Consider the following 19,311-nt stretch of genomic DNA (forward strand, 5'->3'; position numbering starts at 1 on the left):
GTGCATCCTGCGTACGGCACCTGGATCGTTCTCGCGGTGGAGACCGGTGCCCGCAGATGCCACTCAGGGTGTCGCCGCCGCATGTGGTCACCGGTGCGCCGCTGCGTGTGGCGGCTGGTGGGTCGTCGTCGGCGGGCATGCGGTGGTGCCGGTTCGGAAGGTTCGCTGGCTTGGAGCCGCGGGGGGGGGGCGGACGGCGGTCGTCGACGGCACGGTGCGGGCGAGCCGATCCCGGAGCGCTTGCCGGGTAGGTGGGCTGGCGGGGCGTCGCAGTCGGGCACGCGGTGACCAGTGGGTCCCCGCGCCCCTCGTCAGGCCGTCCGAAGCCGATCATCTCGGGTCGGCGTCCGGGGCCGGTCCCCGCACCCCTCGTCAGGCCCCCGGGGGGAGGACCGGCGGGCTCTCGACGGCAGCCGATCCACGCACCCCTGGTAGGCCCCGGGGCCACTCGCACTACTTGCCGGTGAACCGTGGCCGGCGCTTGTTCACGAACGCGTCGACCGCTTCCCGGTGGTCGTGGGTCGCGCCCAGCCGGGTCTGCGCCGCCTTCTCGTTCTCCAGCGCTTCGTCCAACGTCGACGTGCTCGCTGCGATCAGCACCTGCCGGATCTCCCGGTACGCGGCCGTGGGACCGGCGGCCAGCTGGGCGGCCAGCTCCTGGGCCCGGGAAAGCACCGCGTCGTCGTCGACCACCTCGTTGACCAGCCCGATGCGCAGCGCTTCGTCCGCGCCGACCTTGCGGCCGAGCATCATCAGCTCCATCGCCCTGCCGAACCCGACCAGCCGCTGCAAGGTCCAGGACGCGCCGGAATCCGGGCCGAGGCCGACGCCGGCGAACGCCCCGGTGAACGACGCGCTGCGACCGGCGACGCGCAGGTCGCACGCGTAGCTGAAGGCCGCGCCCGCGCCCGCCGCGCTGCCGTTGACCGCGGCGACGGTCGGCTTGGGCATGGTCGCGAGCGCCCGCACGATCGGGTTGTAGTGCTCCTCGACGGTGCGCAGCGGAGCGGGGTCCTGCGCGTCGAGCAGCGCGATGTGTTCCTTGAGGTCCTGCCCGGCGCAGAAGGCCTTGCCCGCGCCGGTGAGCACCACGGCCCGGACGTCCTCCGCCGCGGCGGCCGCGACGAGCGCGTCACGCAGTGCCTCCTTCAGTTCCACGTTGAGCGCGTTGTAGGCCTGCGGCCGGTTCAGCGTGATCGTTCGAACGCCTGCTTGGTCGGACGTGATCAGCACTTCGCCTGCCGCCTGGTCGTGGACAGTGGACACGGCGCGCCTCCTGCGTTGGGTCGGTGAGTTACCTCCGGTGGAAGGCTAGATCAGCAATAGGGGAGAATAAGGCTCACACCCGGCGCAGCCCGCGTGTTCGTGGGCACACCGGTACGTGGTTGAAGACGGAGGGAGCACGCTATGGCGGCCATGAAGCCCCGGACCGGAGATGGTCCCCTCGAGGTGACGAAGGAGGGCAGGGGCCTCGTGATGCGAGTACCGCTGGAGGGCGGCGGCCGGCTGGTCGTCGAACTCACCGCCGAAGAGGCCAAGGACCTCGGCGCGGCCCTGCAAGAAGCCACCAGCTAGGCCACGTCGGCCAGCCGCGCGAGCGTGGCGCACGCCGCGGCGACCGTCGACACCCGGCGGCCGTGGTGGCCTGGGCTCGGTGCGGCCAGGAGGCGGAGCCGCCGCCTGCGCGCTGCGGTGCGCGCGGGCAGCCGCTTCGCCTCTTTCGTGCGCCGGGAAGTTTTCGTCGCCCGTCCCACCGCGGGCAGCAGGCTGTGCCGAGCCCGGCGCCCATCACGTCCGAAAGGAAGTGGATTTCGATCGTGCGCGTGCCCGTGCCCACGCTTCCCACCCGGCTGCCCGAGATCAGCGTCGCTGACCGGCAACGCCGGGGTGTGCCGGTGGTTCGACTCGTCCGGGCGGCCGACGACGAGGCCGACGCGGGCGACAGCACCGGCAGTACCGAGAATCCCGGCGCCGCAGGCGCCGCGTCCGGCGAGCCGGGGGAGGCGGGAGCGAGCGGGCTGTGGACCCCGCGTCAGGTGCCCGCCGAGTGGACGCCCGGCGGTGCGCTGACCGGGAAAGCGGGCGAGGTGCACGCGCTCGGCAACCCGGCGCGGTGGCTGCTGGGAATCGGCAGCGATCCGCACAAGCCGTCGGCGTGGCGGACCGCGGGCGGGGCGCTGGCCCGCGCGGTCGACGCCGATCTCGCCAAGCGCGCCGGTTCGGTGTCCCGCACGCAGCGTTCGCTGCAGGTCAGCTTGCCCGCGGACCTGCCGGAGGAGTGCGTGCGCGCGTTCGTGTTCGGCGTGACGCTCGGCGGGTACCGCTTCGCGGTCACCGGCGAACGGGCCAAACCCAGCCTGCACGGTGTCGTGCTGCTCGGTGCGCAGGAGCTGGCCGAGCAGGTGACCGAGGCGGCGCGGCTCGCCGCGGCCACGGCGCTGGCCCGCGACCTGGCGAACAGCCCGTCGAACGTCAAGGACCCGGCGTGGCTGGCCGGCACCGCCGAACGCGTCGCGCGGGACGTCCCCGGCTTGCGGGTGACGGTGCGCGACGAGAACTGGCTGGCCGAGCACAAGTTCGGCGGGATCCTGGCCGTCGGCGGTGGCTCCACCCGCCCGCCGCGGCTCATCGAGCTCGCCTACCGGCCACGGAACGCCTCGGCGCATCTGCTCCTGGTCGGCAAGGGCATCACGTTCGACACCGGTGGGTTGTCCATCAAGCCCGTCGACGGCATGCACCTGATGCGCACCGACATGTCCGGCGGGGCCGCGGTGATCGCCGCCGTGCGGGCCATCGCGCAGGCCAAGGTGCCGGTGCGGGTGACCGGCCTGGTCCCGGCAGCGGAGAACCACGTGTCCGGGTCGTCGTACCGACCGGGCGACGTAGTGCGGCACTACGGCGGCACCACGACCGAAGTGGGCAACACCGACGCCGAGGGGCGGATGGTGCTCGCCGACGCCCTCGCCTACGGCGTGGAGAAGTTCCGGCCCGACGTCGTGGTGGACGTGGCGACGTTGACCGGGGCGATCAAGGTCGCGCTGGGCCTGCGGCACGGCGCGGTGTTCGCCAACGACGACGAGCTGGCCGAGCGAGTGCGGTCGGCGGGGGAGCGGGTCGGCGAGGCGTGGTGGCGGATGCCGCTGATCGAGGACCACGCCGACGCGGTGCGCAGCGAGATCGCCGATGTCCGCCAGGCCCCGGAAGGACCTGGCGGAGTGACCGCGGCCCTGTTCCTCCGCGAGTTCGTGGGCGGGTTGCCGTGGGCGCATCTGGACATCGCGGGCGCGGCGCGCGCGGACAAGCCGTACGACGACGTGACCCCCGGCGGCACAGGTTTCGCCGCCCGGACTCTGGTGGAGTTCGCCGCCGGTTACGCGTAAGCGCCCGGGCTTCCGGTTCGAGCCCGGTTCTCAGGCGCGGGCAGGCACGTGCCTGCCGATCCCCGAGCGGTCCGTCCCGGGGCGTCTCGGGCCGCCCACGTGCTGCAGCACCAGGGAGTGCTGCAGCGCCGGTCCGTCCCCCGGGCGTCTCGGGCTGCCCAGCGCGGCTCAGACGGCGAGCCGCGCGGCGGCCAGCAGCCCGCTGCCCACCGGCAGCAGGGCGGGCATCAGCCTTTCGTCCAGCGCCACCGCCCGGGCGACTTCCCGCAGCGCGGTCGCTTCCGCGTCTCGCCGCGCCCGGTCGCCTGGCCGGTTGGGCTGGCTGAACACGTCGTTGAACGCGATCACCCCGCCGGGCCGGAGCAGCTGGACCCCTTGCTCGTAGTAGTGGACGTACTCGACCTTGGCGGCGTCCACGAACACCATGTCGTAGCCGCCGGTGGTCAGCCGAGGCAGCACGTCGACCGCCCGGCCGAGGATCAACCTGGTGCTGCCCGGCGGGAAGCCGGCTTCCCGGAACGTGGTGCGGGCGGCCCGATGGAACTCCGGCTCGATGTCGATGGAGGTCAGCACCCCGCCGTCGCCGCGGCCCGCCATGCCGCGGAGCAGGTACAGGCCGCTGACCCCGGCTCCGGTGCCCAGCTCCACGACGGCCTTGGCGCCGACCGTGGTGGCCAGGAACCGCAGCGCCGCACCCGTGGACGGCGCGACCGCGGGGCACCCCAGCTCCGCCGCCCTGGCGCGGGCGGCGAGCATCACGTCGTCATCCGGCAGGTAGTCGTCGACAGTCTCGGCGGCACTGGTCACTCGTGCAGGCTAGCGCCGCGGCCGGGCAAACCGGTGAAGGCACGGCGCAAGCGCGCAAGCCGAACACATCCGGCTGGCGCCGGTGACGGCAGGCCCGTCGTTCTCAGGCTGCTCTCAGCCGATTTTCACCAGGCTCGTAACGAGGGAGGTCACCCTGGACGACAGGGAGGAAGAACCGTGGGGGAGGCGTGGGCCGTGCACGATCCGGGAACTACCTCACAGATGGGAACAGAACACGACGATGCGGCGTTGTCCGAAGTGACAAGCCCGATGGAGGTGCCTCAACTGCACACGACCGCGACTGAGCAGGACGCCCGCATGACCTCTCCGGCCGGTGACGTCGCCGAGATCACCGAGGACGCGGCCTGGACGCCGCCGTCATGGGACGAGATCGTGCGCACCCATGCGCCGCGCGTGTACCGGCTGGCCTACCGCCTGACCGGCAACCCGCACGACGCCGAGGACCTGACCCAGGAGACGTTCATCCGGGTCTTCCGATCGCTGTCGTCGTACAAGCCCGGCACTTTCGAGGGGTGGCTGCACCGCATCACCACCAACCTGTTCCTGGACATGGCCCGCCGCCGCTCCCGGGTGCGCATGGAGGGCCTGCCGGAGGACACCGACCGCATCGTGGGCGACGACCCGAGCCCCGAGCAGGTCTACTCCAACACGCACCTGGATCCGGATCTGCAGGCGGCGCTGGACGAGCTGCCCCCGGAGTTCCGTGCCGCCGTGGTGTTGTGTGACGTGGAAGGCCTGTCGTACGAGGAGATCGGTGCCACGTTGGGGGTCAAACTCGGTACGGTTAGGAGCAGGATCCACCGAGGGCGCCAAGCGCTGCGTGCAGCACTGGAGCGGCGCCGAGCCGAGCGACAAAACGTGAGGTCGACAGCATGAGCGATGCCCGCCAGAAGCCGGGGCAGCGCCGTCCGCGGCGGTTCGGCCCCAGCGTGCGCTTGTCGCCGGGCTGGCAGTTGCCCGAGTCGCACCTGTTGCCGGACGCCATCGTCGCCTTCGTCGACGGTGAGCTGTCGGTGGACGCGCACGAACGTGCCGCGCGGCACCTGATGCGGTGCACTTGCTGCGCCGCAGAGGTCGAGGCGCAGCGGCAGGTGCGGGCCGCCATGCATGCGTGCGATGCGCCCAGCGTTCCCGCCGGCTTGCTGGCGAGCTTGTACTCGATCCCGAACACCACCGAGCTGTCCGTCATGCCGGACAACCTGGCGGTGGACTCGTCCGGCAGGCTGGTCGCCGTGCAGCGTCCCGAGCAGGCAGCCAGGCTGGGCGCGAGCAAACCGCTCGGGTCGTCCGCTCCGCTCGGGTCGGATCCCGGCATCGGCGGCCGCCGTGGCCGTCGTGCGGTGCAGGGCGCGGGCGTGGTGATGTCCGGACTGATGCTGTCCGCGCTGGCGTTCGCCCTCGCCGTGGAGGAGGACGACGAGCCGGCGCCGAACCGGGTGACGCCGCCGCAGGCGGTGCAGGAGGCCGCCCGCACCTCGACAACCGCGCCGAGCAGCGCTCCGAACGTGGTTCAGCTGGGCGTGCAGCAGCGCTGAGCGGGAATCCGCGGCGAGAGCGACCAGCGTGCCGGTGGTTCTCCCGCTGTTCCAACGCCGACTTCACCGACGCCCCGGCACACTGAACACTGATGGCGGACAATCCCTTCGAGCCCCAGCAGGGCGATCCGGAACGCGGCGGAGGCCCGCGGCTGCAGCCGCGCGGGCTGGAGCGGCCCCCGGTGGATCCGCATGCCGCCGCGGTGTTCGGCCGTCCGGCGGGCGTGACCGGTCCGTTCGACGAGGAGTACCGTCGCCGCGCCGTGCAGGCCGCGGAACGCCCCGGCACGAGGCCGGCCCCTCCTCCGCCGTCGTTGGCGGAGGCGTTCGGCCCTACCCCGGACGACCGCGGCGTGGTGCTGCAGCGCCCGCCGGATGACGAAGGCGAGCAGGACGAAGCCACGTATCGGCCGACGCGGAAGACGCTGTGGGGCAAGCAGGATGATCCGTGGCGCAACCCCGGCTCACCGGTCGCGTTGAGCGAGCCCGCATTGCGCGAGGACGCGGACGACGAGGACGACAGGCCGCAGCGGCGTCGTGCTTCGGCGCTGTCGCTGAGCGAGATCGTGCTGGGTGGCAGGCTGCGGCGCAGCGCCGCCGTGGTGTGCGTGGTGGTGGTCCTGCTGGTGGGCGCGATCGGCGGTGCGGTCGGTTGGTACATCGCCGACCAGAGCAACGAGCTGGGCAAAGAGGTCACGCTGGCGCAAGTGGGCTCCGGCAAGCAACGCCCGCCCGGCTCGGTGGCCGCGACCGTGCAGGAAGTGGTTCCCGCGGTGGTCTCCATCGAGATCCGGACCGGGTCGGCCGGCGGCGTCGGGTCCGGTGTGGTGATCGAGGAAGACGGCTACATCATCACCAACGACCACGTGGTGGCGCCCGCCGCCGAGGACGACGACGCGAAGCTCACCGCGGTGTTCACCGACGGCACCCGCGCGCCGGCCAAGATCGTCGGGCGGGACCCGAAGACCGACCTGGCGGTCATCAAGGTCAACGTGCGCAACCCGACCGTCATCCGGATCGGCAAGTCGGCCGACCTGGCACCCGGTGATCCGGTGATCGCGGTGGGCTCGCCCTTCGGGCTGGAGAACACCGTCACGGTCGGCGTGGTCAGTGCGGTCAACCGGCCGATCAGCGCGCCGAGCGAAAGCGGCGAGGGGACTGTCGTCTACGACGCGATCCAGACCGACGCGGCGATCAACCCGGGCAACTCGGGGGGTGCGCTGGTGGACGCCCGTGGCGCATTGGTCGGCATCAACTCGCTGATCCGCACGGTGAGCAACGAACGCCAGGAAGGCGGCAGCATCGGCCTCGGCTTCGCCATCCCGGTCGACCAGGCCATCAAGATCGCCGAGGCGCTGATCGCCGACGGCAAGGTCGCGCATCCCGAGCTGGGTGTGCAGGCCGCGTCGGTGGCGGCCAACACCTCGGAGGGCGCCCGGGTGCAGAACGTGGTCCCGAACAGCGCCGCCGACCGCGCCGGGATCAGGGAGGGCGACGTGATCGTCCGGGTCGGCGAGCGCATGGTGCGCAACGCCGCCGAGCTGACCGTGGCGGTGCGAGCGCACGAGGTGGGTCAGCGGGTGCCGATCAAACTGGTGCGGGGCGGACGGGAAATCGTCACGACTGCCAAACTGGGGTCGGACGATCCGAACGCCGGCCGCTAGGCTGGTGCTGGCTGGGCAGCCACCTTCTGCGCAAGGACGGTGCGTCGATGTTCGAGAGTGTGAGCTGGGGCGAAGTCCTCGTGCTGATCGTCGCGGCGTTGTTCATTCTCGGCCCGGAGCGCCTGCCGGAGGCGATGTCGTGGGTCGGCCGCACGGTGCGCAAGGTGCGGGAGTTCGCCGTGGGGGCGCGAGAGCAGCTCCGCCAGGAGATCGGGCCGGAGTACGAGCAGTTCCGCCAGCCCATCGAGGACCTGCGCCAGCTGCGCAACTTCAACCCGCGCCGGATCGTCACCCAGCACCTGTTCGACGGGGACGACGACCCGCTCGGCCTCAACGAGACGGTGAATCACATCAACGGCTCGTCGACGCCGAAACCGCAGCGCAGGGAGATCGAACCGTTGAGCCCGGGGGAGAAGCCCCCGGTCGATCCGGATGCCACCTAGGAGGGCGGGCTGGCTGATTTGCCGGGTGGCGGGGCGGTTGCCGGGCTGCTGGGCGGTGGGACGGTTGTCGAATCGGGCGTGGGCTGGTTCGCGGCGCTGATGCCGCAGCGCGGGTCGATTGAACCGTTGTGTCTGGGGGAGAAGTCCGCGGTCGATCTGGATGCCATCTAGGAGGGCGGGCTGGCTGGTCTGTCGGGTGGCGGGGCGGTTGCCGGGTTGCTGGGCGGTGGGACGGTTGTCGAATCGGGCGTGGGCTGGTTCGCGGCGCCACCAGACACGGACAGGTTCGCAGCGTCGGATGCGTGCCCCGGGCCATCGCCGGGGTCGTTCGTCCGTCAGTCCGCGCCAGATCTTTGCGCTCGGCACCTTGCCGCCGGGCAGGCGAGCCCCGCCCGCTTGCCGGACACCGCGCCCGAGTGCCGGATCAGCGCCGCCCGGCCGGTGTCACGTTGAGCATCATCCCGGCCAGGCCGCGCGCCCGCACCGCCAGCTTCTCCGCCGCGTTCCGCAGCACCTGGGCCGCCGGGGCATCCGGGTTGGCCAGCACGATCGGCGTGCCGTCGTCGCCGTGCTCACGCAGTTCCGGGTCCAGGGGAACCTGGCCGAGCAGTGGTACCTCCGCCCCGATCGACTGCGACAGCGAGTCGGCCACCCGTTGCCCACCGCCGGAGCCGAACACCTCGATGCGTCGGCCGTCGTCGGTCTCCAGCCACGACATGTTCTCGATGACGCCCGCCACCCGCTGCCGGGTCTGCAGCGCGATGGCGCCCGCCCGCTCGGCCACCTCGGCGGCGGCCTGCTGCGGGGTGGTCACCACCAGGATCTCGGCGTTCGGGATCAGCTGGGCCACCGAGATGGCGATGTCACCGGTGCCGGGCGGCAGGTCGAGCAGCAGCACGTCCAGGTCGCCCCAGAACACGTCGGCCAGGAACTGCTGCAGCGCGCGGTGCAGCATCGGCCCGCGCCACACCACCGGCGTGTTGCCCGGGGTGAACATACCGATGGAGATGACCTTCACCCCGTGCGCCTGCGGCGGCATGATCATGTCCTGGACCTTGGTCGGCCGGTCGCTGGTGCCCAGCATGCGGGGGATGGAGTGGCCGTAGATGTCCGCGTCGACCACGCCGACCGACAGCCCGCGCTGGGCCATCGCCGCCGCCAGGTTGACCGTCACCGAGGACTTGCCGACGCCACCCTTGCCGGAGGCGACGCAGTAGACACGGGTCAGCGAGCCGGGCTGGGCGAACGGGATGAGCGGGTCCTTGGTGTCGCCGCGCAGCTTGCGACGCAGCTCGGCGCGCTGCTCGTCACTCATCACGTCCAACTCGACCCGGACGTCGCGCACGCCGCCCAGCTTCCGCACCGCCTCGGTGGTGTCGACGGTCAGTCGGTCCTTCATCGGGCACCCGGCGACGGTGAGGTAGATGCCGACCGTCACGGTGCCGTCGGAACCGACCCGCACGTCCTTCACCATGCCGAGATCGGTGATCGGCTTGCCGATCTCCGGGTCCTTGACGCCGGAGAGGGCCCTGCGGACGTCGTCGTCGCTGGGCAGCTGAGTGCTGGTCATGGGCCCATGCTACGAGTCGGGCGTAGCATCGAGGCCAGGTGGTGAGATGGACGTCATCCTGTACGTTCTCATCGGCCTCGTAGTGCTCGCCGGCGTGGCCGCCACTGGCCTGCGCACCGTCCAGCAGTACGAACGCGGGCTGGTCTTCCGCTTCGGCCGGGTCCACCGCGAGCCGCGGGAACCGGGATTGAGGTTCGTCGTCCCAGTCGTCGACCGCATGCGCAAAGTCAGCATGCAGGTGGTCACGTTGCCGATCCCGGCGCAGGACGGCATCACCCGGGACAACGTCACGGTGCGGGTGGACGCGGTCGTCTACTTCAAGGTGATCGACCCGGTGCGAGCGGTGGTGAGCGTGGAGGACTACCGCTTCGCGGTGTCCCAGGTGGCGCAGACCTCGCTGCGCCGGATCATCGGCGAAAGCGACCTGGACGACCTGCTGTCCAACCGGGAACGGCTCAACCAGGGCCTGGAGCTGATGATCGACAGCCCGGCGCTGGACTGGGGCATCCACATCGACCGAGTGGAGATCAAGGACGTCGCCCTGCCCGAAGGCATGAAGCGGGCCATCGCCAGGCAGGCGGAAGCGGAACGCGACCGGCGGGGCAGGGTGATCGCCGCCGAGGGTGAGCTGCAGGCGTCGGAGAAGCTGGCGCAGGCCGCGCGCCGGATGGCCGACACGCCCGCCGCGCTGCAGCTGCGGCTGCTGGAAACCGTGGTCGAGGTGGCCGCCGAGAAGAATTCCACCCTGGTGCTGCCATTTCCGGTGGAGCTGGTGCGATACCTGGACGCGCGCACCGCAACACCCGGCGGGGAAACGAAATCGGACCGTGATGAAGCGGCCGTCCGGGCGAATTTTCCCGGCGGGGGCGAATGAACGAAGATTGCCTGCTCCAACTGCTGGTATGCGGTCGGGGGAAAATGGCCACGCCGGGAAAAGTAACGCATGCATAACCATTGCCGAACGCTTGTTGCGCAGGCGGCGGCGTCGCTTCGGGCTGCGCGGGCAGGCGTTAGACCGGTCACTCACCCGCGCCGACGGCTTCTCGGCACGCGGTCACGGATGGATACTGCACGGTAACCAACCGGGAGTTGTCCCCAGCAGGTTCGAGCCCGAAGGAGTGCCATGGCCCGTCTCGCCCAGACCGCCGGCCTGACCGACGTGCAGCAGGAGATCCTGGCGACCGTCCGGGACTTCGTGGACAAGGAGATCATCCCGCACGCGCAGGAACTGGAGCACTCCGATACCTACCCGGCGGACATCGTCGAAGGCATGAAGGAGATGGGCCTGTTCGGCATCACCATCCCCGAGGAGTACGGCGGGCTGGGTGAGTCGCTGCTGACCTATGCGCTGGTCGTGGAGCAGATCGCGCGCGGGTGGATGAGCGTGTCCGGCGTGATCAACACGCACTTCATCGTGGCGCACATGATCAAGCAGCACGGCACCGATGAGCAGAAGAAGCACTTCCTGCCGAAGATGGCCACCGGGGAGATCCGCGGCTCGTTCTCGATGAGCGAGCCCGACCTCGGCTCCGACGTGGCCGCGATCAAGACCCGGGCCAAGCGCGACGGCGACGACTACGTCATCGACGGCACCAAGATGTGGCTGACCAACGGCGGCACGTCCAACCTGATCGCGCTGCTGGTCCGCACCGACGAAGGCGCGGAGAAGCCGCACCAGAACCTCACCACGTTCCTGGTGGAGAAGCCGGAGGGCTTCGGCGAGGTGGCGCCGGGCCTGACCATCCCCGGCAAGATCGACAAGATGGGCTACAAGGGCGTCGACACCACCGAGGCGGTGTTCTCCGGCTACCGGATCGGCGCGGACAAGATTCTCGGCGGGGTGCCGGGCAAGGGCTTCGCGCACATGATGGACGGTGTCGAGGTCGGCAGGGTGAACGTGGCGGCCCGGGCCTGTGGCATCGCCATCCGGGCGTTCGAGCTGGCCATCCAGTACGCCCAGGAGCGCACCACGTTCGGCAAGCCGATCGCGCAGCACCAGGCGATCGCGTTCAAGCTGGCCGAGATGGCCACCAAGGTGGAGGCGGCGCACCTGATGATGGTCAACGCCGCGCGGCTGAAGGACTCCGGCCAGCGCAACGACGTCGAGGCGGGCATGGCCAAGCTGCTCGCCTCGGAGTACTGCATGGAGGTCACCCAGGAGGCGTTCCGCATTCACGGCGGCTACGGCTACTCCAAGGAGTACGAGATCGAGCGGCTGATGCGGGAGGCGCCGTTCCTGCTGATCGGCGAGGGCACGTCGGAGATCCAGAAGACCATCATCAGCCGCGGCCTGTTGCGCGAGTACCGCAACCACTGACCCCTCCCGAGCGCCCCGCCCGGCCGCGATCGCCGGTGTGGCGTGCGCGGCAACCGCTGACACCCGGCTGACCGCTCGCACCTCCTCGGCCGGTACGGCAGGATGGTGGGAAGCATCCAGGCAGCAGCGAGTGGGGCGGCGATGAGCGAACAGGCTTCCGGCCGGGACCGGGCGCGGATGCCTCGGCTGCCCACGCCGCCGACCGGCTGGCCGATCGGCTCCTACGACACCTACCAGGGCGCCCAGCAGGCGGTGGACTACCTGGCCGCGGACGGGTTCCCGGTCGGTGACGTGACCATCGTCGGCGTCGACCTGATGCTGGTCGAGCGGGTCATGGGGCGGCTGTCGTGGGGCAAGGTGCTCACCACCGGCGCGCTGTCCGGCGCGTGGTTCGGCCTGCTGGTCGGGCTGCTGCTCGGCGCGTTCGGCAGCAGGCCGGGCCTGAGCGCCGCCCCGGTGCTGGTCGGCCTCGGCGCCGGCGTGCTGTTCGGCACGGTGTTCGCGGGCATCAGCTACGCCATGACCAAGGGCAAGCGCGACTTCTCCTCGGCCAGCCAGCTGGTGGCGGGCCGGTACGACGTGCTGTGCCTGCCGCGGTCGGCCGAACGCGGCCGGGATTTGCTCGCCAAGCTGGCGCTGGGAACGGGGGATCGCCCGGCAGGCGTCGACGAAGAACGAAACGACTGAGGTTTGCCGTCGAATTTGCCGCGGGTGCCGTGCGCTGGTCCTGTTGTCGCAATTTCGGTGCCGATCGTGTCTAGACCGTCTACCTATTCCTGCGAAACACTTGCGGACGGTGATCGCCAGGAATAAGTTCCCCTGTGCCCGGATCGATCCAGCAACGCGGTCCGGGTTCCGATCTGACGCACGTTGCGGTGCGAGCCCGGGCCGCCCTACCGGGCCCCGGTCGCACTGCGTGCGGCACGGGAGAAGGAGGAACCGGTGCGCCGAGATCGCACACGCACCCGAGCGGCGGCGATGGCCGGGTCATTGCTGACCGCGGCGGGGGTGGTGGCTGGTTGCAGCTCGGAAGCTGACAACGTCGTAACGCTGTACTACGCGTTGGAGCAGTATGTGCCGCACATCGTGGCGACGTGTAACGAGGAAGCCAACGGCGAGTACCAGATCGTGCATCGCCAGTTGCCACGAGACGCCGACGGACAGCGTGAACAGATGGTGCGCAGGCTCGCGGCGGGTGACACCGACCTGGACCTGCTCGGCCTGGACGTGACCTGGGTCCCCGAGTTCGCCGAGGCCAAGTGGCTGGCCGAATGGACGGGCGAGGACAAGGCGTCGGTCGAAGAGGACACGCTGGAAGTGCCGCTCAAGACCGCGACATGGGACGGCAAGCTGTACGCGGCGCCCATGAACACCAACGTTCAGCTGCTCTGGTACGACAAGTCGCTCACGCCGGAGCCGCCGAAGACGTGGGAAGAAATGATCGAGATGTCCCGCGATCTGAAGGCGCAGGGCAAGCCGTACCAGATCCTCTACACCGGGGCCCAGTACGAGGGCCTGGTGGTGGCGTTCAACAGCCTGGTGAACTCCGCGGGCGGCCAGGTGCTCAGTGACGACGGCACCGAGGTGACGCTGGACGACAAGGCCAGGCGGGCGCTGGAGATCATGCGACAGATGGTCGACGAGGGGCTGAACAGCCCGTCGCTGAGCAACGCGCAAGAACAGCAGGTGGTCGACTCGTTCTCGCCCGGCGACAGCCAGGCCGCCTTCCAGATCAACTGGCCGTTCGTCTACGCGGCGACGCGGGACGCGAAGTCGCCGCGGTTCGAGAACCTGGCGTGGACCACGTACCCGGGGGTGGGCGACAACCCGGGCCGGGTGACCGTCGGTGGCTTCAACATCGCGGTCAGCGCCTACTCGGAGAAGAAGGACCTGGCGTTCAAGGCCGCGCGCTGCCTGCGGCAGGCCAAGAACCAGAAGTACGCGGCGATCTGCGGTGGTGTGCCGCCGACGCTGGAAAGCCTGTACAAGGACGAGGAGCCGATCGCGCCGTGCGACGGTGACACCAGCGGCAAGCGCCAGTCGATGGTGGACGCCTACCCGATGCGCGACGACATCCTGAAGTCGCTGAAGACGGCGGCGGTCCGGCCGCTGACCCCGGTGTACCAGAACCTGTCCACGGTGACGTCGAAGATCCTGTCGCCACCGGGATCGATCGATCCGCAGGCCACCCTTGAGGAGCTGCGGGAAGAGCTGAACAACGCGGTCCAGTCGCAAGGGGTGCTGCCATGACGACACAAGGGCCCAACCCGGCCGAGACGGCCGCTGGTTCGACCGCCGTCGCCGAGCCGGCGGAGGACGCCAAGCGCGGTAACGGCAAGAAGAACGGCAAGTCGGCACTGAGCGAGGGCAAGCGGGCCGAGCGCAGGCTGGCCTGGCTGCTGTGCGCGCCCGCGGTGATCGTCATGGTGGCGGTGACCGCATGGCCGATCATCTACTCGCTGTGGCTGTCGCTGCAGCGCTACGACCTGCGGTTCCCGGACGACACCGAGTTCGTCGGGCTGGACAACTACGTGGCGGTGCTGTCCAGCGGCTACTGGTGGACCGCCTTCGGCGTGACGCTGGCGATCACCGTCGTATCGGTGGCCATCGAGCTGGTGCTCGGCATGGTGCTGGCTTTGGTCATGCACCGGGCGCTCGTCGGCCGCGGCCTGGTGCGCACGGTCTCGCTGATCCCGTACGGGATCGTCACCGTGGTGGCGGCGTTCTCCTGGTACTTCGCCTGGGACCAGGTGTACGGCTACTTCACCGGGCCGGACGACGCGCCGCTGACCCAGACCATCCCGTCGCTGCTCATCATCGTGCTGGCCGAGGTGTGGAAGACCACGCCGTTCATGGCGTTGCTGCTGATGGCGGGCCTGGCGCTGGTGCCGGACGACCTGCTGAAGGCGGCGGCGATGGACGGGGCGAACGCCTGGCAGCGGTTCACCAAGGTGATGCTGCCGGTGATGAAGCCCGCCATCCTGGTCGCGCTGTTGTTCCGCACCCTGGACGCGTTCCGCATCTTCGACAACATCTTCGTGCTGACCAAGGGGCAGAACGACACCTCGTCGGTGTCCATGATCACCTACAACAACCTGATCAAGGGGTTGAACCTGGGCATCGGCGCGACCATGTCGGTGCTGATCTTCATCTCGGTCGCGATCATCGCGTTCGTCTTCATCAAGCTGTTCGGCACGGCTGCCCCGGGCAGTGACACCGAGGGGAGGCGCTGACATGGCGATCCTGCAGAGTCCGGCAGGCAAGAAGACCGCGTGGACGCTGGTCGACATCTTCGTCATCGTCTACGCGCTCTTCCCGGTGCTGTGGATCCTGTCGTTGTCGCTGAAGTCGTCGGAGACGCTGGCGGACAAGAGCTTCTTCCCGACCGACATCAGCTTCGAGCACTACGAGACGATCTTCTCGGCCGACGTCAGCCTGTTCATCCGGCCGCTGATCAACTCGATCGGCATCTCGGTGATCGCGACGCTGATCGCGGTGGTGCTGGGCACCATGGCCGCCTACGCCATCGCCCGGCTGGAGTTCCCCGGCAAGCGGGCGCTGGTCGGCGTCTCGCTGCTCATCGCGATGTTCCCGCAGATCTCGCTCATCTCGCCGCTGTTCGAGATGGAGCGGGCGCTCGGGCTGTTCGACACGTGGCCGGGCCTGATCCTGCCGTTCGTCACCTTCGCGCTGCCGCTGGCGATCTACACGCTGTCGGCGTTCTTCCGGGAGATCCCCTGGGAGCTGGAGAAGGCGGCGAAGATGGACGGGGCCACCCCCGGCCAGGCGTTCCGGAAGGTGATCGCTCCGCTGGCCGCGCCCGGGGTGTTCACCACGGCGATCCTGGTGTTCATCTTCTGCTGGAACGACTTCCTGTTCGCCATCTCGCTGACCTCGACCGAGAACGCCCGCACGGTGCCCGCCGCGCTGGCGTTCTTCACCGGGGCCTCGCAGTTCGAGACGCCGACCGGCTCGCTGTCCGCTGCCGCGGTCATCATCACCATTCCGATCATCGTGTTCGTGTTGTTCTTCCAGCGCCGCATCGTTGCGGGGCTGACCTCGGGTGCTGTGAAGGGGTAAGTCATGGCTGAGATCGTTCTGGACAAGGTGACCAAGCGTTACCCGGACGGCGCCCTCGCGGTGTCCGAAGTCAGCATCGAGATCGCCGACGGCGAGTTCATCATCCTGGTCGGCCCGTCCGGCTGCGGGAAGTCGACCACGCTGAACATGGTCGCCGGGCTGGAGGACATCACCAGCGGTGAGCTGCGCATCGACGGCGAGCGGATGAACGAGAAGGCGCCCAAGGACCGGGACATCGCCATGGTGTTCCAGTCGTACGCGCTGTACCCGCACATGACGGTGCGGGAGAACATGGCGTTCCCGCTCCGCCTGGCCAAGGTCGACGAGGCCACCATCAACCAGAAGGTCAACGAGGCGGCGGAGATCCTCGACCTGACCGCGCACCTGGACCGCAAGCCCGCCAATCTGTCCGGTGGTCAGCGGCAGCGGGTGGCCATGGGCCGCGCGATCGTGCGCAACCCGAAGGCGTTCCTGATGGACGAGCCGCTGTCCAACCTGGACGCCAAGCTGCGGGTGCAGATGCGCACGTCGGTGTCGAAGCTGCAGAAGCAGCTGGGCACCACGACGCTGTACGTCACGCACGACCAGACCGAGGCGATGACGCTGGGCGACCGGGTCGTGGTGCTGCGCGGCGGTCACGTGCAGCAGATCGGCTCGCCGCAGTACCTGTACGACAACCCGGCGAACCTGTTCGTGGCCGGCTTCATCGGTTCTCCGGCGATGAACTTCTTCCCCGGCCAGATCGCCGAGGGCAGCGTGCGCAGCCCGCTGGGCACGGTGCCGCTCCCGGACCGGCTGAAGCAGGCCGTGCAGTCCGGGTCCGGGCAGCGGGACGTCATCGTCGGCATCCGGCCGGAGCACTTCGAGGACGCCTCGCTGATGGACGACGCCTCGCGCGAGCGCGGCGGTCTGATCACGGTAAAGGTGGACGTGCTCGAGTCGATGGGCTCGGACGCGTACGCGCACTTCACCGTCGACCAGGGTACTTCGATCGATTCCGCCGAGCTGGCCGAGCTGGCCGCAGACTCCGGCCGCACCGACACCGGGTCGGACACCGGGTTCACCGCGCGGTTGTCCGCGGCCACCAGGGCCAAGGCCGGTGAGTCGATCGAGCTGTGGTTCGACACCGACAAGCTGCAGCTGTTCGACCCGTCCTCGGGGAAGAACCTGGTGGAGGTCTGACACGCCCGGAGCTGCTTGGGAGGTCTGACACGCCCGGCGCTGCTTGGGAGGTCTGACACGCCCGGCGCTGCTTGCGGAAGAGGGCCCGGTCCGCTCGCCTTGGCGGCCTGTCTGCCGTTCACATGTCCAGGGCGACGGGCCGGGCCCCGCCGCGATCGTCGGCGGCGGGCGCCACGGAGCCCCACCAGTGATGTCGCCGGGCCTGGCGTGTCGTGGCCTCGGCGGGCCGCTCACCGGGCTGGCCCATTCAGCGGCCTGCCGGCACCTGGTCGTGCCCCGGTGCGTGGCTGTGAGGTGACGTGTCCGGGTGCCGATCCCCGAGCCGTCAGAACCGGGCCAAGTCCTTGATTCGCTGCCAGGTCGAACAGGTCCTGTTCGCCAGGCGTTGTCGTGTCTCCTCAGCGATGCGGCGAGTGGTGGCGCGGACTCGTGACTGCTTGGTTGATCGGCATCACCAGGGGAAGGTCGACGAGGTCCACGATGCGTTGGATCCGCTCGCGGACCGAGCCGCCGACGACGCGGTACGGAATGCCTAGTTCGTCGAGCGTGGCGACGAGCAGTGAGTCGGACGATCGGCGGAACTCCTCGGACACCGGCCGGTGCCCGTCGGACTTGCGGGGAACTCGACCGGCAGGTGGACGTAGGCGTCGTAGGTCCGTTTGGCGCGCGCTTTGCCGACGATCCCGTAGAAGTCCAGGTACTGCGCATACCATCGCCGGTAGGGCAACCCGGCAACGCTGCGCGCCGTGCGCCGGCTCCGGCAGCGCTCGGCGCCCGGCCGGATGCACCGCCCGGTGGCCGCTGGTCCGGTCAGTCCTTGGTGAGCAGTGTCTCGATGACCTCGTCGTCCCAGCGGTGGGTGCGCATCAGCCGGTAGCGCTTGGACGCCATGGCCAGGTACGCCTCGGTGTCGGTCATGTCACCGATCAGGTCCGCGTCCCGCAGCAGCCGTACGGCGGGCAGATACTCCTCCGCGTACCAGCGGTTGGCCACCGTCTCCCGGTCCAGCAACTGGCCTTCGTCCTGCATCAGCCGGAAACCCCACGCCTCGACCGCTTCGCCCAGCTCGGCGTACTGAGCCGGGTCGGACAGCTTCATGTCCGCGCGGGCTTCCGGGATCAGCGGCACGCGCTCGGCGAAGATGCGGTGGTAGTCCTTGACGATCAGGTCGCCGCGGTAGCGGATGCCGTCGGCGTCCAGCACCGTCTCCACCTCGGTGACGTACGCCTCGATCTCCTTCAACCCCAGCGCGCACGCCACCGACACGCGGTGGTGACCGTCGCTGACGAAGTGCAGCTCGCCGACCCGGTAGACCTCGATCGGCGGGATCGGCTCACCGCGCCGGTGCGCCGCGGCCAGCCGCTCCCAGCGGGCGCGCACCCGGCTGCTGGTCGGCCGGAACCAGCGGTCGAAGTCGCGGGTGCGGTCCACGCTGCCGACGATGCTTTCCAGCCGGATGACACGCAGCCCGAGGCGGCGTTCCCCCTTGCGTCCGAGCGCCTCGACCACCTCGTCGAACGGCAGCATCACGTTGACGTCGTCCGGCTCGCGGCGCAGCCACGCGGCCAGCGCGGCACGCACCTGCTTGCGGCGGGCGCGCAGGAAGTCGTTCTCGGCATCGGCCTTCGGGAAGCCGGTGGTCCTGCTCATGAGATCTCCGCGGAGTGCTCAGCTGGTTCGAGATCGATGATGTGACTGCCGACGACGTTGCGCACGGTCGTCGTGCCGAGTATGTGGTCTTCGACGCGCTGGCCGTAAGGGTGGATGTGGCCGTGCAGCAGCCAGCGCGGGCGCAGCCGGCGGACGACGTCGTGCAGGCAGTCGAACCCCTGGTGCGGGTCGTCGTCGCCGTCCCCGACGCCACGGGGCGGGCTGTGGGTGAGCAGCACGTCCACCGGCCCCCTGGCCCGCCGGACCAGCCGCCGCGCCCGCCGGGCGGCCTGCTGCTGGGTCCACTGGTTCGGGCCGCCGGAATAGCGCACCGACCCGCCGAGCCCGGCGATCCGCAACCCGGCCGCGGTGACCACCCTGGTGTCGGCGTTGGCCCAGCCGCGCGGGCCCGGCCAGCGCTCGGGGAAGCCGGCGCGCACGCTCAGCCCGGCGTGCAGCGTGTAGCCGCCGAGCTCCCGGTCGTGGTTGCCGGGCACCATGACGGCAGGCACCTCCAGCGCGTCGACCAGGAACTCCAGGTAGTCGAACGGCAGATCCCCGGCGGACAGCAGCAGGTCGACTGAACCGACGCGGCCGACGTCCGACCAGAGTGCGTGGTCGACCTCGTCGGCGACCACCAATGCCCGTGCCATACCGCCAGG

At 69.9% G+C, this 19,311-nt stretch carries 19 protein-coding genes; 13 read left to right on the forward strand and 6 right to left on the reverse strand.

All coding sequences use genetic code 11. The features are described 5' to 3' along the window. Nucleotides 1–453: 453 nt before the first annotated feature. Nucleotides 454–1,266, reverse strand: a complete 813-nt coding sequence (locus YWY_RS0118965; RefSeq protein WP_028848912.1) for an enoyl-CoA hydratase-related protein — start codon at nt 1,264–1,266, stop codon at nt 454–456. A 141-nt stretch (nt 1,267–1,407) separates the two neighbouring features. Between YWY_RS0118965 and YWY_RS23880 the strand changes: the two genes are divergently transcribed. Together YWY_RS23880 and YWY_RS0118975 are read left to right on the forward strand one after the other, a co-directional pair. Next, on the forward strand, nt 1,408–1,575 hold the full coding sequence (locus YWY_RS23880) for a DUF3117 domain-containing protein (protein ID WP_005443666.1): 168 nt from the start codon (nt 1,408–1,410) through the stop codon (nt 1,573–1,575). A gap of 242 nt (nt 1,576–1,817) precedes the next feature. Continuing rightward, complete coding sequence (locus YWY_RS0118975) at nt 1,818–3,380, forward strand: leucyl aminopeptidase family protein (RefSeq protein WP_028848913.1); 1,563 nt, start codon at nt 1,818–1,820, stop codon at nt 3,378–3,380. Between the two features lie 168 nt (nt 3,381–3,548). On the opposite strand, the gene YWY_RS0118980 is transcribed toward YWY_RS0118975, so the two are convergent. Beyond that, nucleotides 3,549–4,136, reverse strand: a complete 588-nt coding sequence (locus tag YWY_RS0118980) for an O-methyltransferase (RefSeq protein ID WP_084609390.1) — start codon at nt 4,134–4,136, stop codon at nt 3,549–3,551. 321 nt (nt 4,137–4,457) lie between these two features. On the opposite strand from YWY_RS0118980, the gene sigE reads away from it, so the two are divergent. The 4 genes from sigE to tatB all read left to right on the forward strand — a co-directional run bounded on the left by sigE (nt 4,458) and on the right by tatB (nt 7,850). Further along, a complete protein-coding gene (sigE, locus tag YWY_RS0118985) occupies nt 4,458–5,084 on the forward strand; it encodes an RNA polymerase sigma factor SigE (protein ID WP_028848915.1) in 627 nt (208 codons plus the stop codon). Beyond that, on the forward strand, nt 5,081–5,743 hold the full coding sequence (locus YWY_RS0118990; RefSeq protein ID WP_245566732.1) for an anti-sigma factor family protein: 663 nt from the start codon (nt 5,081–5,083) through the stop codon (nt 5,741–5,743). The genes sigE and YWY_RS0118990 overlap by 4 nt, the downstream gene beginning before the upstream one ends. 92 nt (nt 5,744–5,835) lie before the next feature. Next, nucleotides 5,836–7,407, forward strand: coding sequence for a S1C family serine protease (locus YWY_RS0118995; RefSeq protein WP_084609361.1), 1,572 nt, complete (start codon nt 5,836–5,838; stop codon nt 7,405–7,407). Nucleotides 7,408–7,454: 47 nt separating this feature from the next. Further along, nucleotides 7,455–7,850 (forward strand): Sec-independent protein translocase protein TatB, encoded by a 396-nt coding sequence (gene tatB, locus YWY_RS0119000; RefSeq protein ID WP_028848918.1) that lies wholly within the window; start codon nt 7,455–7,457, stop codon nt 7,848–7,850. Between the two features lie 424 nt (nt 7,851–8,274). On the opposite strand, the gene YWY_RS0119010 is transcribed toward tatB, so the two are convergent. Continuing rightward, the gene (locus tag YWY_RS0119010) at nt 8,275–9,420 is read right to left on the reverse strand and encodes an Mrp/NBP35 family ATP-binding protein (RefSeq protein ID WP_028848919.1); all 1,146 of its coding nucleotides are present in this window, start codon (nt 9,418–9,420) and stop codon (nt 8,275–8,277) included. 46 nt (nt 9,421–9,466) lie between these two features. Here YWY_RS0119010 and YWY_RS22890 point away from each other — a divergent pair, with 46 nt between their 5' ends. The 7 genes from YWY_RS22890 (at nt 9,467) to YWY_RS0119045 (ending at nt 16,999) form a co-directional block, all read left to right on the forward strand. Then, on the forward strand, nt 9,467–10,294 hold the full coding sequence (locus tag YWY_RS22890; protein ID WP_038045549.1) for a slipin family protein: 828 nt from the start codon (nt 9,467–9,469) through the stop codon (nt 10,292–10,294). Between the two features lie 249 nt (nt 10,295–10,543). Next, the gene (locus YWY_RS0119020) at nt 10,544–11,737 is read left to right on the forward strand and encodes an acyl-CoA dehydrogenase family protein (RefSeq protein ID WP_028848920.1); all 1,194 of its coding nucleotides are present in this window, start codon (nt 10,544–10,546) and stop codon (nt 11,735–11,737) included. 141 nt (nt 11,738–11,878) lie between these two features. After that, nucleotides 11,879–12,424, forward strand: a complete 546-nt coding sequence (locus YWY_RS22895) for a YflT domain-containing protein (protein WP_038045552.1) — start codon at nt 11,879–11,881, stop codon at nt 12,422–12,424. 291 nt (nt 12,425–12,715) lie between these two features. Further along, the gene (locus tag YWY_RS0119030) at nt 12,716–13,987 is read left to right on the forward strand and encodes an ABC transporter substrate-binding protein (protein WP_051310426.1); all 1,272 of its coding nucleotides are present in this window, start codon (nt 12,716–12,718) and stop codon (nt 13,985–13,987) included. Next, entirely contained in the window at nt 13,984–14,970 is a 987-nt protein-coding gene (locus tag YWY_RS0119035) for a carbohydrate ABC transporter permease (protein ID WP_028848922.1), read from the forward strand. Before YWY_RS0119030 ends, YWY_RS0119035 begins: the two co-directional genes overlap by 4 nt. Before the next feature lies 1 nt (nt 14,971). Continuing rightward, the gene (locus YWY_RS0119040; protein WP_028848923.1) at nt 14,972–15,817 is read left to right on the forward strand and encodes a carbohydrate ABC transporter permease; all 846 of its coding nucleotides are present in this window, start codon (nt 14,972–14,974) and stop codon (nt 15,815–15,817) included. 3 nt (nt 15,818–15,820) lie between these two features. Then, a complete protein-coding gene (locus YWY_RS0119045; protein WP_028848924.1) occupies nt 15,821–16,999 on the forward strand; it encodes an ABC transporter ATP-binding protein in 1,179 nt (392 codons plus the stop codon). Nucleotides 17,000–17,397: 398 nt separating this feature from the next. Here YWY_RS0119045 and YWY_RS23460 read toward each other — a convergent pair whose 3' ends face one another. The 3 genes from YWY_RS23460 to YWY_RS22905 all read right to left on the reverse strand — a co-directional run bounded on the left by YWY_RS23460 (nt 17,398) and on the right by YWY_RS22905 (nt 19,302). After that, complete coding sequence (locus YWY_RS23460; protein WP_028848925.1) at nt 17,398–17,592, reverse strand: hypothetical protein; 195 nt, start codon at nt 17,590–17,592, stop codon at nt 17,398–17,400. 217 nt (nt 17,593–17,809) lie between these two features. Continuing rightward, nucleotides 17,810–18,649 (reverse strand): ParB N-terminal domain-containing protein, encoded by an 840-nt coding sequence (locus YWY_RS0119055; protein WP_028848926.1) that lies wholly within the window; start codon nt 18,647–18,649, stop codon nt 17,810–17,812. Further along, nucleotides 18,646–19,302 carry a metallophosphoesterase family protein gene (locus tag YWY_RS22905; RefSeq protein ID WP_038045554.1) on the reverse strand — a complete coding sequence of 219 codons (657 nt, stop codon included), beginning with the start codon at nt 19,300–19,302 and terminating at the stop codon, nt 18,646–18,648. Before YWY_RS22905 ends, YWY_RS0119055 begins: the two co-directional genes overlap by 4 nt. Nucleotides 19,303–19,311: the final 9 nt, after the last annotated feature.

Origin of the sequence: Thermocrispum agreste DSM 44070, from assembly GCF_000427905.1 — a bacterium.
Lineage (GTDB): Bacteria > Actinomycetota > Actinomycetes > Mycobacteriales > Pseudonocardiaceae > Thermocrispum > Thermocrispum agreste.

Coding starts and splice junctions, on each gene's coding strand:
- YWY_RS23880 (WP_005443666.1), top strand. CDS start 1,408: ATGGCGGCCATGAAGCCCCGGACCGGAGATGGTCCCCTCGAGGTGACG.
- YWY_RS0118980 (WP_084609390.1), bottom strand. CDS start 4,136: ATGCTCGCCGCCCGCGCCAGGGCGGCGGAGCTGGGGTGCCCCGCGGTC.
- sigE (WP_028848915.1), top strand. CDS start 4,458: ATGGAGGTGCCTCAACTGCACACGACCGCGACTGAGCAGGACGCCCGC.
- YWY_RS0118990 (WP_245566732.1), top strand. CDS start 5,081: ATGAGCGATGCCCGCCAGAAGCCGGGGCAGCGCCGTCCGCGGCGGTTC.
- YWY_RS0118995 (WP_084609361.1), top strand. CDS start 5,836: ATGGCGGACAATCCCTTCGAGCCCCAGCAGGGCGATCCGGAACGCGGC.
- tatB (WP_028848918.1), top strand. CDS start 7,455: ATGTTCGAGAGTGTGAGCTGGGGCGAAGTCCTCGTGCTGATCGTCGCG.
- YWY_RS0119010 (WP_028848919.1), bottom strand. CDS start 9,420: ATGACCAGCACTCAGCTGCCCAGCGACGACGACGTCCGCAGGGCCCTC.
- YWY_RS22890 (WP_038045549.1), top strand. CDS start 9,467: ATGGACGTCATCCTGTACGTTCTCATCGGCCTCGTAGTGCTCGCCGGC.
- YWY_RS0119020 (WP_028848920.1), top strand. CDS start 10,544: ATGGCCCGTCTCGCCCAGACCGCCGGCCTGACCGACGTGCAGCAGGAG.
- YWY_RS22895 (WP_038045552.1), top strand. CDS start 11,879: ATGAGCGAACAGGCTTCCGGCCGGGACCGGGCGCGGATGCCTCGGCTG.
- YWY_RS0119030 (WP_051310426.1), top strand. CDS start 12,716: ATGGCCGGGTCATTGCTGACCGCGGCGGGGGTGGTGGCTGGTTGCAGC.
- YWY_RS0119035 (WP_028848922.1), top strand. CDS start 13,984: ATGACGACACAAGGGCCCAACCCGGCCGAGACGGCCGCTGGTTCGACC.
- YWY_RS0119040 (WP_028848923.1), top strand. CDS start 14,972: ATGGCGATCCTGCAGAGTCCGGCAGGCAAGAAGACCGCGTGGACGCTG.
- YWY_RS0119045 (WP_028848924.1), top strand. CDS start 15,821: ATGGCTGAGATCGTTCTGGACAAGGTGACCAAGCGTTACCCGGACGGC.
- YWY_RS0119055 (WP_028848926.1), bottom strand. CDS start 18,649: ATGAGCAGGACCACCGGCTTCCCGAAGGCCGATGCCGAGAACGACTTC.
- YWY_RS22905 (WP_038045554.1), bottom strand. CDS start 19,302: ATGGCACGGGCATTGGTGGTCGCCGACGAGGTCGACCACGCACTCTGG.